Annotated in this window: 16 protein-coding genes; 10 read left to right on the top strand and 6 right to left on the bottom strand. The window is 63.8% G+C overall.

Annotated elements, in window-relative coordinates; all coding sequences use genetic code 11:
- Window positions 1-17: 17 nt before the first annotated feature.
- From AC0Z2B_RS12085 to AC0Z2B_RS12075, 3 genes are all read right to left on the bottom strand, one after another.
- A complete protein-coding gene (locus tag AC0Z2B_RS12085; protein ID WP_476296882.1) occupies window positions 18-749 on the bottom strand; it encodes a GntR family transcriptional regulator in 732 nt (243 codons plus the stop codon).
- Window positions 750-956: 207 nt separating this feature from the next.
- The gene (locus tag AC0Z2B_RS12080) at window positions 957-1532 is read right to left on the bottom strand and encodes a L,D-transpeptidase family protein (protein ID WP_476296881.1); all 576 of its coding nucleotides are present in this window, start codon (window positions 1530-1532) and stop codon (window positions 957-959) included.
- Window positions 1533-1597: 65 nt separating this feature from the next.
- Window positions 1598-2149 carry an NUDIX hydrolase gene (locus AC0Z2B_RS12075; protein WP_476296880.1) on the bottom strand — a complete coding sequence of 184 codons (552 nt, stop codon included), beginning with the start codon at window positions 2147-2149 and terminating at the stop codon, window positions 1598-1600.
- Between the two features lie 138 nt (window positions 2150-2287).
- Here AC0Z2B_RS12075 and AC0Z2B_RS12070 point away from each other — a divergent pair, with 138 nt between their 5' ends.
- The 4 genes from AC0Z2B_RS12070 (at window position 2288) to purT (ending at window position 5067) form a co-directional block, all read left to right on the top strand.
- Complete coding sequence (locus AC0Z2B_RS12070; protein ID WP_416422761.1) at window positions 2288-2887, top strand: CoA pyrophosphatase; 600 nt, start codon at window positions 2288-2290, stop codon at window positions 2885-2887.
- A 42-nt stretch (window positions 2888-2929) separates the two neighbouring features.
- Window positions 2930-3454 carry a gamma carbonic anhydrase family protein gene (locus AC0Z2B_RS12065; protein WP_476296877.1) on the top strand — a complete coding sequence of 175 codons (525 nt, stop codon included), beginning with the start codon at window positions 2930-2932 and terminating at the stop codon, window positions 3452-3454.
- Window positions 3454-3654, top strand: coding sequence for a DUF1289 domain-containing protein (locus AC0Z2B_RS12060; protein WP_416422763.1), 201 nt, complete (start codon window positions 3454-3456; stop codon window positions 3652-3654). Before AC0Z2B_RS12065 ends, AC0Z2B_RS12060 begins: the two co-directional genes overlap by 1 nt.
- Window positions 3655-3885: 231 nt before the next feature.
- The gene (purT, locus tag AC0Z2B_RS12055; protein ID WP_476296875.1) at window positions 3886-5067 is read left to right on the top strand and encodes a formate-dependent phosphoribosylglycinamide formyltransferase; all 1182 of its coding nucleotides are present in this window, start codon (window positions 3886-3888) and stop codon (window positions 5065-5067) included.
- 60 nt (window positions 5068-5127) lie between these two features.
- Here purT and AC0Z2B_RS12050 read toward each other — a convergent pair whose 3' ends face one another.
- The 3 genes from AC0Z2B_RS12050 to AC0Z2B_RS12040 all read right to left on the bottom strand — a co-directional run bounded on the left by AC0Z2B_RS12050 (window position 5128) and on the right by AC0Z2B_RS12040 (window position 8667).
- Entirely contained in the window at window positions 5128-6441 is a 1314-nt protein-coding gene (locus AC0Z2B_RS12050) for an MFS transporter (RefSeq protein WP_476296873.1), read from the bottom strand.
- A gap of 163 nt (window positions 6442-6604) precedes the next feature.
- Window positions 6605-7843, bottom strand: coding sequence for a transporter associated domain-containing protein (locus tag AC0Z2B_RS12045; RefSeq protein WP_476296871.1), 1239 nt, complete (start codon window positions 7841-7843; stop codon window positions 6605-6607).
- Between the two features lie 11 nt (window positions 7844-7854).
- Window positions 7855-8667 (bottom strand): cytochrome C assembly family protein, encoded by an 813-nt coding sequence (locus tag AC0Z2B_RS12040; RefSeq protein ID WP_416422767.1) that lies wholly within the window; start codon window positions 8665-8667, stop codon window positions 7855-7857.
- A 193-nt stretch (window positions 8668-8860) separates the two neighbouring features.
- On the opposite strand from AC0Z2B_RS12040, the gene ffh reads away from it, so the two are divergent.
- The 6 genes from ffh (at window position 8861) to AC0Z2B_RS12010 (ending at window position 12947) form a co-directional block, all read left to right on the top strand.
- Entirely contained in the window at window positions 8861-10240 is a 1380-nt protein-coding gene (gene ffh, locus AC0Z2B_RS12035) for a signal recognition particle protein (protein ID WP_416422768.1), read from the top strand.
- 248 nt (window positions 10241-10488) lie between these two features.
- Window positions 10489-10740 (top strand): 30S ribosomal protein S16, encoded by a 252-nt coding sequence (gene rpsP / locus AC0Z2B_RS12030; RefSeq protein WP_008366201.1) that lies wholly within the window; start codon window positions 10489-10491, stop codon window positions 10738-10740.
- A 5-nt stretch (window positions 10741-10745) separates the two neighbouring features.
- On the top strand, window positions 10746-11285 hold the full coding sequence (rimM, locus tag AC0Z2B_RS12025; protein ID WP_476296869.1) for a ribosome maturation factor RimM: 540 nt from the start codon (window positions 10746-10748) through the stop codon (window positions 11283-11285).
- Between the two features lie 3 nt (window positions 11286-11288).
- Entirely contained in the window at window positions 11289-12041 is a 753-nt protein-coding gene (gene trmD / locus AC0Z2B_RS12020) for a tRNA (guanosine(37)-N1)-methyltransferase TrmD (protein WP_027978896.1), read from the top strand.
- Window positions 12042-12084: 43 nt separating this feature from the next.
- Window positions 12085-12435: a 50S ribosomal protein L19 gene (gene rplS, locus AC0Z2B_RS12015; RefSeq protein ID WP_027978895.1), complete on the top strand. Its 351-nt coding sequence runs from the start codon at window positions 12085-12087 to the stop codon at window positions 12433-12435.
- Window positions 12436-12539: 104 nt separating this feature from the next.
- Window positions 12540-12947 (top strand): acyl-CoA thioesterase, encoded by a 408-nt coding sequence (locus tag AC0Z2B_RS12010; RefSeq protein WP_476296868.1) that lies wholly within the window; start codon window positions 12540-12542, stop codon window positions 12945-12947.
- The last annotated feature ends 5 nt before the right edge of the window (window positions 12948-12952 follow it).

Here is a 12952-nt window from a genome sequence, read left to right as displayed (position 1 = left end):
GCAGGAAGGCTCGTGGTTCAGCGCCGCAATTCAGCGACGAAGTCGTAGTAGTCGTTGCGGCAATAGGTGTCGGTCAGCTCGATGGCGGTGTTGTCGTCCAGGTAGCCGATACGGGTCATCAGCAGTATCGCGGTGCCCGGCTCGATGCCTACCAGGGCGGCGAATTCGGCCGAGGCGTTGATGGCGCGGATGTGCTGCAGGGCGCGCACCACCGGCCGGCCGATGCTTTCCAGGTACTGGTACAGCGAATCGCCGATGGCCTCGGGGTGCGGCAGCAGGGCGGCGGGCAGGGCGCTCATCTCGATGGCCATGACCGTGTCGTCGGCCTTGCGCAGGCGCTTGAGGCGCGCCACCTGCTCGGTGGGCGACAGCCCCAGGCGGATCACTTCCTCATGGGTGGGCACGGCGATGCCGCGCTCCAGCCACTGCGAGCCGGGCACGAAGCCCTTGAGGCGGAGCATCTCGCTGAAACTGGAAAGGCGTGACAGTGGTTGTTCCAGGCGCGGGGTGATGAAGGTGCCCGAGCCCTGGTTGCGGCGAATCAGGCCCTGTTCCAGCAGGATCTCCAGCGCCTTGCGGGCGGTGACCCGGGACAGGCCCAGCTGTTCGCTGAGGGTGCGTTCGGAGGGCAAGGCCTGTTCGGCCTTCCATACACCGGCATGGATGGCGGCTTCCAGGTTGCGCGCCAGCTGCAGGTACAGCGGCGTGGCCTGGGTGTCGTCGGGGCGCAGCGCGAGCAGGTCGTTCATGTAGGGTTCCGATGCGATTGTGAGAGTTATGGCGCTCGGTAGTGGGCTTCAAGGTAATACCACTTGAATACCACGTCAACACCACTGGTTTTATGCAAGCCACACGCACACCTCCCCGTAGCAGCTGCCGAAGGCTGCGTCAGAGGCAAGCGCGGGGAGTGTCAGGGGGAGGACGCGGCCTGCGGCCGCTGCTACGGGGGGGCGGTGTTACGGGCGGATTTCGATCATGGTGCCGTCCTTGACCAGGCTCCATAGCTCGCGCATGTCCTGGTTCTTCATGGCGATGCAGCCGTCGGTCCAGTCCAGGGTGTTGAAATACCACTCGGGGTATTCCTCGCTGTCCGGGGTGCCGTGGATCATGATCATGCCGCCGGCGGGCAGGCCGGCGCTGCGTGCCTTGGCGGCGTCGCCGGCGTTGGGGTACGACACGTGGATGGCCAGGTTGAAGCGGTCGCTGACCTTGCGCCAGTCCAGCCAGTAGAAGCCTTCGGGGGTGCGCATGTCACCCTCGTACTGCTTGGGCCCGCGCGGGCTCTTGCCCAGGGACACGCGGTAGCTTTTCAGGGGCTGGCCACGGCTGAGCAGTTGCAGCTGGTGGCTGGACTTGAGCACCAGCACCTTGTCCACCACGGCGTTGGCCAGGTCCGCCGGCACCCGGGGTGTGACGGCATCGACCACGGCCGGTGCAGTGCCCGCGGGTGGCTGCTTGACGACAGTGACAGTGAAGGCGGCCGACGACAGGGCGGCATAGGACAGACAGAAGAGGGCAAGCAACCAGCGCATTTAACGATCAATCCTGCAGGTGAATCGCACCCCGCTTGCGCCGGTGCCGCGTGACACGGTCGGTTTCAGGTCTGCCCCAGCCCGTGCAGCGGCGGCAGATATTCGTTGCGCACAGGGAAGTGTTGGCCCTGGCGGTCGGCAAAGTAGCATTCTAAGGTACGGTTCACCGTGGGGAAAGCCAGCTCGGCCCAGGGTATTTCGCTTTGTTCGAACAACCGCACTTCCAGGCTTTCCTCGCCCACGGCGTAGTCCAGGTCGGCAAGCTCGGCGCGAAAGAACACATGCACCTGGCTAATGTGCGGCAAGTCGAACAGCGTGTACAGCGCCAGCTGGCGGACGCGTGCACAGGCTTCCTCCTCGGTCTCGCGGCTGGCGGCCTGTTCCAGGGTCTCGCCGTTTTCCATGAAACCGGCGGGCAGGGTCCAGAAACCGCGGCGCGGCTCGATGGCCCGGCGGCACAACAATACGCGATCGCCCCACACAGGCAGGCAACCGGCGACTATATTGGGATTTTGGTAGTGAATGAATTCACAGTGCCCGCACACGTACCGCAGGCGGTTGTCGCCCTGGGGAATGCGCTGGGTTACCGGGTTGCCGCACTGGCTGCAGAATTTCATGTCGGGCTTCCTGATCACTGCGCCTATCTTGGCGCCAGTGGTCCCCGCACCGCAAGGGCGGTTTTGTACGCAAGGGGGGTTGGGCAGGGCCGTGGCTTTGGTGCATGATTGCCCCTAGGCATCGAATTGAGAGAGACCATGCTGGACGAGCTACTGCGTCGGATGAGCAGCCACAGGCCACGGACCCTGGAGACCGATCAGCGTTTCCCCGAGGCAGCCGTGCTGCTGCCCATCACCCGCAGCGCCGAGCCCGAGCTGGTGCTCACCCTGCGCGCCAAGGGCCTGTCCACCCACGGCGGCGAAGTGGCGTTCCCCGGTGGCCGCCGCGATCCCGAGGACCCGGACCTGGTGTTCACCGCCCTGCGCGAGGCCGAGGAGGAAATCGGCCTGCCGCCCGGCCTGGTGGAAGTGCTGGGGCCCCTGAGTCCGCTGATCTCCAAGCATGGCCTGAAGGTGACGCCCTTCGTCGGGGTGATCCCGGACTTCGTCGAATACCGCCCCAACGATGCGGAAATTGCCGCGGTGTTCAGCGTGCCGCTGGCGTTCTTCCGTGAAGACCCGCGCGAGCACACCCATCGCATCGACTACCAGGGCCGCAGTTGGTACGTGCCCAGCTACCGCTTTGGCGAATACAAGATCTGGGGCCTGTCGGCGATCATGATCGTCGAGCTGGTGAACCTGATGTACGACGCCGACATCAGCCTGCACCGCCCCCCCGAGCATTTCACGTCAATTTGAGCGGACCTGCGAGCCGCCTTTGCCTGCCTGAGGAAGCCACCGATGAAATACCGTTTGGGCGACGCCCGCGTCGAGACTCATGCCACCAGCTGGACCGCGCCCACCGCCACCCTGATCGGCCGGGTGCGCCTGCAGGAAAACGCCAGCGTGTGGTTTGGCGCCGTGTTGCGCGGTGACAACGAACTGATCGACATCGGCCCCGACAGCAACGTGCAGGACGGCACGGTGATCCATACCGACATGGGGTCGCCACTGACCCTCGGCCGCGGTGTTACAATCGGCCATAACGCCATGCTGCACGGCTGCACCGTGGGCGACTATAGCCTGGTCGGCATCAACGCGGTGATCCTCAACGGTGCCCGCATCGGCAAGCATTGCATCATCGGCGCCAACGCGCTGATTGCCGAGGGCAAGGAAATACCCGACGGTTCGCTGGTGATGGGCTCGCCCGGCAAGGTCGTGCGCCAGCTGACCGAGGCGCAGATGAAGATGCTCGAGGCCAGCGCCGCCCACTACGTACACAATGCCCGCCGCTACGCGCGGGACCTTGCACCCCAGGAAGACTGATGAACCAAGAACGCCCCGTCGCCTCGCCTTGTGTGCAAGTCTGTGCCCTGGATGACGACGATATCTGCACCGGCTGCCAGCGCACGGCCGCCGAAATCACCCGCTGGGGGCGCATGAGCAACGACGAGCGCCGCGAAGTGCTGGTCAAGTGCCATGAACGCGCCGTGGCCGGCGGGATGATGTTTGTCGCTGGCGCCTGAAGCACCCCTATCCGTAGCCGCGGCCGCAGGCTGCGCTGGCCGGTGTGAACCCTGGAAATCTCCAGCGGGGCACAGGGCCAGCGCAGCCTGTGGCAGCGGCTACGGTTTTGCAGCGCCTATCGCCTGGCGGTCGTGTCGCAGCGCCGCCTCGCGCCGATTGATGTAAAATGCCCGCCTCGGTGGGCCGCACCCGGGCGGCCCGCGATAACCCGTTCCCCTTAAGGACCTGAAATGACCCGTATCGGAACTCCACTGTCGCCGACCGCGACGCGCGTACTGCTGTGTGGCTGCGGCGAGCTGGGCAAGGAAGTGGTGATCGAGCTGCAACGCCTGGGCGTTGAAGTGATCGCCGTCGACCGTTATGCCAACGCCCCTGCCATGCAGGTCGCCCACCGCAGCCATGTGATCAACATGCTCGATGGGGCCGCGCTGCGTGCGGTGATCGAGGCCGAGAAGCCGCACTACATCGTGCCGGAAATCGAAGCCATCGCCACCGCCACCCTGGTGGAGCTGGAGTCCGAGGGTTTCACCGTGGTGCCTACCGCGCGTGCCGCCCAGCTGACCATGAACCGTGAAGGCATCCGCCGCCTGGCCGCCGAAGAGCTGGACCTGCCGACCTCGCCGTACCACTTCGCCGACACCTTCGAAGAGTACCGCGACGCCGTCCAGGACCTGGGCTTCCCGTGCGTGGTCAAGCCGGTGATGAGCTCGTCGGGCAAGGGCCAGAGCCTGCTCAAGAGCGCCGACGACGTGCAGAAAGCCTGGGACTACGCCCAGGAAGGCGGCCGTGCCGGCAAGGGTCGCGTCATCATCGAAGGCTTCATCGACTTCGACTACGAAATCACCCTGCTGACCGTGCGCCATGTGGGCGGCACCACCTTCCTGGCCCCGGTAGGTCACCGCCAGGAGAAGGGTGACTACCAGGAATCCTGGCAGCCGCAGGTCATGAGCCCGGTGGCCCTGGCCGAATCCGAGCGCGTGGCCAAGGCCGTGACCGAGGCCCTGGGTGGCCGTGGTCTGTTCGGCGTGGAGCTGTTCGTCAAGGGCGACCAGGTGTGGTTCAGCGAAGTCTCGCCGCGCCCCCATGACACCGGCCTGGTGACCCTGATCTCCCAGGACCTGTCGCAGTTCGCGCTGCACGCCCGCGCCATCCTCGGCCTGCCGATCCCGGCCGTGCGCCAGTTCGGCCCGTCGGCCTCGGCGGTGATCCTGGTGGAAGGCAACTCCACCCAGACGGCCTTCGCCAACCTGGGCGCCGCCCTGGCCGAGCCAGACACCGCGCTGCGCCTGTTCGGCAAGCCGGAAGTGGCCGGCCAGCGCCGCATGGGCGTGGCCCTGGCGCGCGACGAGTCGATCGAAGCGGCCCGTGCCAAGGCTACTCGCTCGGCCCAGGCTGTGAACGTGGAACTGTAATTGCCCGGACGCCGCCTGCGGCAGCTGCTACGGACCCTGTAGCAGCGGCCACAGGCCGCGTCACGCCACCTTGCTCAAATCCTCATCCCGCGTTTCCTTCAGGCACAACACCGCCAGCAGGCTGAGCAGCGCCGCCGCCGATACATATCCGCCCACCCAGCCCAGGCCGCCCATGGCCACCAGCTTCTGCGCCGCGAACGGCGCCGCCGATGCCCCGACAATACCGCCCAGGTTGTACGCCGCCGACGCGCCGGTGTAGCGCACGCGCGTGGGGAACAGTTCGGGCAGCAACGCGCCCATGGGCGCGAAGGTGAAGCCCATCAGGAACAACTCGATGCTCAGGAACAACGCCACGCTGGTGGTCGAGCCCTGGGTCAGCAGTGGCTCCATGGCAAAGCCCGAGGCAATCGCCAATACGCCGCCGAACACCAGCACCGGCTTGCGCCCGAAACGGTCGCTCAGGGCCGCTGAAATTGGCGTGGCCAGGGCCATGAACAGCACCGCGAAGCACAGCATGCCCAGGAAGCTTTCCCGGCTGTAGCCCAGGGTGGCCACGCCGTAGCTCAGGGAAAACACCGTGGAGATGTAGAACAGCGCGTAGCACACCACCATGGACGCCGCGCCCAGCAGCATGGGCCGCCAGTACTGGGCGAACAGTTCCACCAACGGGATCTTCAGTTTTTCATGGGCGGCCATGGCCTTGGCGAACACCGGGGTTTCTTCCAGCTTCAGGCGCACGTACAGGCCCACCATCACCAGCAGGGCGCTGAGCAGGAACGGCAGGCGCCAGCCCCAGGCGCGGAACTGCTCGTCGCTGAGCAGCATGGCCAGGCCCAGGAACAGGCCGTTGGCCGCCAGGAAGCCGATGGATGGCCCCAGTTGCGGGAACATGCCGAACCAGGCGCGCTTGCCCTTGGGCGCGTTTTCGGTGGCCAGCAGCGCAGCTCCACCCCATTCGCCGCCCAGCCCCAGGCCCTGGCCGAAGCGCAACACGCACAGCAGGATCGGCGCCCAGGCGCCTATCTGGTCGTAGCCGGGCAGCACGCCGATCAGGGTGGTGCACACGCCCATCAGCAGCAGCGAGGCCACCAGGGTGGATTTGCGCCCGATGCGGTCGCCGAAATGGCCGAACAGCGCCGAGCCCAGCGGCCGGGCGAGGAAGGCGATGCCGAAGGTGAGGAAGGCCGAGAGCATCTGCGCAGTACCGGAGGTCTGCGGGAAGAACACCGGGCCGATCACCAGGGCGGCAGCCGTGGCGTACACGTAGAAGTCATAAAATTCGATGGCGGTGCCGATGAAGCTGGCGGTGGCCACCCGGGCGGTGGAATTGCGCGGCTGTTCGGCGCCGCTGGCAGCGTAGGTGCTGGTGCTCATTGCAGGTTCCCTGGCGAAATTATTATAGGTGCGGGGCAGGGTGGGCCGCAGGCAGGTGGCCGGTGCACGTCCGTGCGGGTAGCAGGACGCGGCGGCAGGGGGCTGGGTAAGCTGGTTTGATTATATGAATTGCGGGCGGTGGCGCAACCGGTAGCCGCTGGCTTCAGGTGAGCTTGGGCAAGCTGCTGGTGTGCCAGATCAGCACCCGCGTCACGCGGTTTTCCTCGGCCTGGAGGATTTCCAGGCGGTAGCGGCCGATCTTCAGGCACACCGCGCAGTCGGGGATGCTCTCCAGCGCCTCGGTGACCAGGCCGTTGAGGGTCTTGGGGCCGTCGCTGGGCAGGTGCCAGCCCAGGCTCTTGTTCAGCTCGCGGATCGACGCCGCTCCATCCACCACGAAGCGGCCGTCGGCCTGCGGGTGTACGTGGGGGTTGTCCATGGTGTGTTCGTCTTCGAACTCGCCGACAATTTCCTCGAGAATGTCTTCCAGGGTCACCAGGCCCAGCACTTCGCCGTATTCGTCCACTACCACGCCCAAACGCCGCTGCTGCTTGTGGAAGTTCAGCAGTTGCAGGTGCAGCGGAGTGCTCTCGGGCACGAAGTAGGCGTCGTAGCAGGCCGCCAGCAGCGCTTCCATGGTCAGCTCGCCCTTGGGCAGCAGGTGGCTGACCTGGCGGGTGTTGAGCACCTTTTCCACCTGGTTGATGTCGTTGTGGTACACCGGCAGGCGGGTGTGGCGGCTGATGATCAACTGCTCGGCAATCTTCTCGATGGGGTCGTCCAGGTTCAGCCCGTCGACTTCGCTGCGTGGCACCAGGATGTCATTGACGGTGATGCGGTTCAGCGACTGCAGGCCACCCAGCAGGTGCGGGGCGCTGGTTTCCTGGTCTTCATCCAGCTCATCTTCCGCCTCATCCGGCCCCGGCTCGTCGTGGGGGCGGGCGATGGGCCGGGCAATGGGCGCGAACGGCTTGAGCAGCAGGCGGGCGATGCCGCTGAACGGCCACACCAGCGGGTACAGCAGGGTCAGCGGCAGGCGCAGCAGCGAGTTGCCCAGGCCGATGAAGGCCTCGGGGTGGCGGCGCGCCAGCAGGCGTGGCAGGTATTCACTGAAGGTCACCAGCACCGCGGCCATGATCAGGCCGCCGGCCCACAGGCCCTTGACGTGCCAGTGGTACACGGCCACGAACACCCCCAGCACCACCGCCAGCACCCGGCACAGGGTGTTGCACAGCACCAGGCTTTCCAGCGGGAAGGCCAGGCTGGGGCGCTCGCCCACCTTGCGCCGGGTGCGCAGGGCGGCCAGGTGGTTGCGGGCTGTCTCCACGCCCGTGAACAGCGCCGACCAGAGGATCGACAGCAGCACGAAACCCAGCATCGCGCCCAACGGCAGATTGTCCATTTACTCGCCCGTCAGATGTGCAGAATGTATTCGCGAACCAGCTTGCTGCCGAAGTAGGCCAGCATCAACAGGCAGAAACCGGCCAGGGTCCAGCGAATCGCCTTGTGCCCGCGCCAGCCCAGGCGGTTGCGGCCCCACAGCAGCACGCTGAACACGATCCACGCCAGGCACGCCAGCAGGGTCTTGTGCACCAGGTGCTGGGCGAACAGGTTTTCCAGGAACAGCCAGCCGGAAATCAACGACAGCGACAGCAGCCCCCAGCCGGCCCACAGGAAGCCGAACAGCAGGCTTTCCATGGTTTGCAGGGGCGGGAAGTTCTTGATCAGCCCCGAAGGGTGCTTGTGCTTGAGCTGATGGTTCTGGATCAGCAGCAGCAAGGCCTGGAACACCGCGATGGTGAACATGCCGTAGGCCAGGATCGACAGCAGGATGTGCGCCAGGATGCCCGGCTCCTCGTCGATCAGCGGCACGGTGCCCTTGGGGATGAACTGCGCGATCAACGTGGTGGTGGCGCCCAGCGGGAACAGCAGGAGCAGCAGGTTCTCCACAGGAATGCGCGTGCAGGCGATCAGGGTCAGGGCGATGACCGCCGCCGAGATCAGGCTGGCGGCGCCGAAGAAGTCCAGGCTCAGGCCCTGGGGCGTGATCAGCTGGTATTTCAACGCCAGGCCCTGGGCTACCACGGCGAGGGCGCCGATCACGTAGAGCAGGCGTTTGTCGACCGCTGCGCGCTGCTTCACGCGGGTGCCGTGGTAGACGGTCGCAGCGGCATAAAGGAAGGCGGCGGCGAGGCTGGGTAGCAAACTGGGTGACAAGGGGAGCATAAGTCCTGTGGAGCAAGCCCGAAAGTGGCTGAGTGTGGCATAGAACGGCCGCCGGACGAAAGACTGGCGCCGCACTGGTGTCCGTGGCGCGCACTTCTGGCTATAATCGCCGGCCTGCCCACGCCGCGCCTCTAATATTATTCACGGGCCAGGCTGCTTAACCTCGGTTCAATTGAGCCTGAAAGGATCGCGCATGTTTGAAAACCTTACCGAACGTCTTTCGCAGACGCTGCGCCACGTAACTGGCAAGGCCAAGCTGACGGAAGACAACATCAAAGACACCCTGCGTGAAGTGCGCATGGCGTTGCTGGAAGCCGACGTCGCCCTGCCGGTGGTGAAGGACTTCGTCAACAAGGTCAAGGAACGCGCGGTCGGCACCGAAGTATCGCGTAGCCTGACGCCTGGCCAGGCGTTCGTGAAGATCGTCCAGATCGAACTCGAAGGCCTGATGGGCGCGGCCAACGAAGACCTGGCCCTGAACGCCGCGCCGCCTGCCGTGGTGCTGATGGCAGGCCTGCAGGGTGCGGGCAAGACCACCACCGCCGGCAAGCTGGCGCGCTTCCTCAAAGAGCGCAAGAAGAAGAGCGTGATGGTGGTATCGGCCGACGTCTACCGTCCGGCGGCCATCAAGCAGCTCGAGACCCTGGCCAACGACATCGGCGTGACCTTCTTCCCGTCCGATATCACCCAGAAGCCGGTGGCCATCGCCGAAGCGGCGATCCGCGAAGCGAAGCTCAAGTTCATCGACGTGGTCATCGTCGACACCGCCGGCCGCCTGCACATCGACGCCGAGATGATGGGCGAGATCCAGGCCCTGCACGCGGCCATCAAGCCGGTGGAAACGCTGTTCGTGGTCGACGCCATGACCGGCCAGGACGCCGCCAACACCGCCAAGGCCTTTGGCGATGCGCTGCCGCTGACCGGCGTGATCCTGACCAAGGTCGACGGCGACGCCCGTGGCGGTGCCGCCCTGTCGGTGCGTGCCATTACCGGCAAGCCGATCAAGTTCATCGGCATGGGCGAGAAGAGCGAAGCGCTCGAGCCCTTCCACCCGGATCGTATCGCCTCGCGGATCCTGGGCATGGGCGACGTGCTCAGCCTGATCGAGCAGGCCGAGCAGACCCTGGATAAAGAGAAGGCCGACAAACTGGCCAAGAAGCTGAAGAAGGGCAAAGGCTTCGACCTCGAAGACTTCCGTGACCAGCTGCAACAAATGAAGAACATGGGCGGCCTGGGTGGCCTGATGGACAAGCTGCCGAGCATCGGCGGCATGAACCTGTCGCAGATGGGCAACGCCCAGAACGCCGCTGAAAAGCAATTCAAGCAGATGGAAGCCATCATCAACTCCATGACCCCGGCCGAGCGCCGCGACCCTGACCTGATCAGTGGTTCGCGCAAGCGCCGGATCGCCCTGGGTTCCGGCACCCAGGTGCAGGACATCGGCCGCTTGATCAAGCAGCACAAGCAGATGCAGAAGATGATGAAGAAGTTTTCCACCAAGGGCGGCATGGCCAAGATGATGCGCGGCATGGGCGGCATGCTGCCCGGCGGCGGTGGCATGCCGAAGATGTGATTACCCGTGCCAGCCCCCAGGCTGGCACCGCCCGCAGCAGTGCGGGCACTGCGGTAAACCTGCCCCGGCAGGTCCACCGGCCACCCCTTCGGGTGGTCATATGAAGCAAATCTATCGGGCGCACTTTGTGTGCCGGAAAAAGGCATTTGCAAAAGTCCGGATATTCCTTGAGAATATGCGGCCTTTCGGGCACCCGTGTGCCCGCTGTGCATTATGATTTGCAGCACCGACTACAGGAACGATGTTCAATGCTAACCATCCGTCTTGCCCGTGGCGGCTCTAAAAAGCGCCCATTCTACCAACTGACCGTGACCGACTCGCGCAACCCGCGTGACGGCTCGCACAAAGAGCACGTTGGCTTCTTCAACCCAGTGGCTCGTGGTCAGGAAATCCGCCTGTCCGTGAACCAAGAGCGCGTCAACCACTGGTTGAGCGTTGGTGCACAGCCTTCTGAGCGCGTTGCTCAGTTGCTGAAGGAAGCTGCCAAGGCTGCGGCCTGAGCAATATGAACACGACGCCAGCTACTGCTGATGATTTGATCGTTATCGGCAAGATTTTCTCGGTTCACGGCGTTCGTGGCGAAGTGAAGGTTTACTCCTTTACTGATCCGATTGACAACCTGTTGGACTACAAAACCTGGACGCTCAAGCGCGCAGGCAGCGTGGACAAGCAGGTAGAGCTGGTCAGCGGGCGCTTGCAGAGCAAGTTCCTGGTCACGAAGCTCAAGGGTCTTGATGATCGCGACGAAGCCCAGCTTCTGTCCGGTTACGAGATCTGCGTGCCACGTGATCTGTTTCCAGATTTGGACGACGGCGAGTACTACTGGTACCAGCTGGAAGGTCTGAATGTCATCGACCAACTCGGGCAACTGCTCGGGAAGATCGATCACCTGCTGGAGACCGGTTCGAATGATGTGATGGTGGTCAAGCCTTGCGCTGGCAGCCTGGATGATCGCGAACGCTTGCTGCCCTATACGGCGCAGTGTGTGTTGGCAGTCGACCTGGCCGCAGGCGAAATGAAGGTTGATTGGGATGCGGACTTCTAGGCAATGGCCAGCCTGCGCGTAGAAGTGATCAGTCTGTTCCCCGAGATGTTTTCGGCCATCAGCGAGTACGGCATTACCAGCCGTGCGGTGAAACAGGGGTTGTTGCAACTGACCTGTTGGAATCCGCGGGACTACACCACAGATCGTCACCATACGGTGGATGATCGGCCGTTTGGCGGTGGTCCGGGCATGGTGATGAAGATCAAGCCCCTGGAAGATGCGCTGGCCGAGGCCAGGAACGCAGCGGGGGAGTCGGCGAAGGTCATTTACCTGTCGCCGCAAGGCCGCCAGCTGACTCAGCAGGGGGTACGCGAACTGGCTGAATCGGAATCCTTGATTCTGATCGCAGGGCGCTATGAAGGCATTGACGAGCGGTTTATTCAGGCTCATGTCGATGAAGAGTGGTCGATTGGTGACTATGTCCTGTCTGGCGGTGAGCTGCCGGCGATGGTCCTGATCGATGCGGTTACACGACTGCTGCCCGGAGCTTTAGGGCATGCGGACTCCGCGGAGGAAGACTCCTTCACGGATGGTCTGCTGGATTGCCCGCACTACACCCGACCGGAGGTGTATGCGGATCAGCGTGTTCCCGACGTATTGCTTAGTGGCAATCATGCACACATCCGGCGCTGGCGTTTGCAGCAGTCCCTTGGGCGGACCTACGAACGACGTGCCGATCTTCTGGAAAGACGCTCGCTTTCTGGAGAAGAGAAGAAGCTGCTGACGGAGTATCTCCGTGAGCGGGACGATAGTTAACGTATCGATGGTAGATCACAAAGATTTACCTTAGGAGCACAGCATGACCAACAAAATCATTCTGCAACTCGAAGCCGAGCAGATGACCAAAGAAATCCCGGCCTTTGCCCCGGGCGACACCATCGTCGTTCAGGTGAAAGTGAAGGAAGGCGATCGCGCTCGTCTGCAGGCGTTCGAAGGCGTTGTTATCGCCAAGCGTAACCGTGGTGTGAACAGTGCTTTCACTGTTCGTAAAATCTCCAACGGCGTTGGCGTAGAGCGTACTTTCCAGACCTACAGCCCGCAGATCGACAGCATGGCCGTGAAACGTCGTGGTGACGTGCGTAAAGCCAAGCTGTACTACCTGCGCGACCTGTCGGGTAAAGCAGCTCGCATCAAGGAAAAACTGGCTTAATAGCCGTTTTACCGATGCAAGAAAGAAGCAGCCTACGGGCTGCTTTTTTGTGCCCGCGATTTATGCCAGCTCCCACATTCCCAACATCCTGGCGATAGACCTCCATGACCCCACGCGACCTCGAAATACAACGCCGCACCGACCTCTCGGTCAGCCGCGTCACCAAGGCGGTGTTCCCGCCCACCACCAATCACCACAACACCCTGTTCGGCGGCACCGCCCTGGCCTGGATGGACGAGGTGTCGTTCATCACCGCCACGCGCTTCTGCCGCCTGCCGCTGGTGACCGTGTCCACCGACCGCATCGACTTCAACCACCCCATTCCTGCCGGCAGCATCGTCGAACTGGTAGGCACCGTGGTGAAAGTCGGCAACACCAGCCTCAAGGTGCGGGTTGAAGTGTTCGTCGAAAGCATGAGCTGCGACGGCCGGGAAAAGGCCATCGAAGGTGTGTTCAGCTTCGTCGCCATCGACGATGACAAGCGCCCGGTGCCGGTATTGCCGGGCCTGTGAGGTAG

This window comes from Pseudomonas sp. GYB4201, from assembly GCF_056312595.1.
Note: the sequence above shows the minus strand (reverse complement) of the source record. Positions and strands in the feature narration are given on the sequence as shown.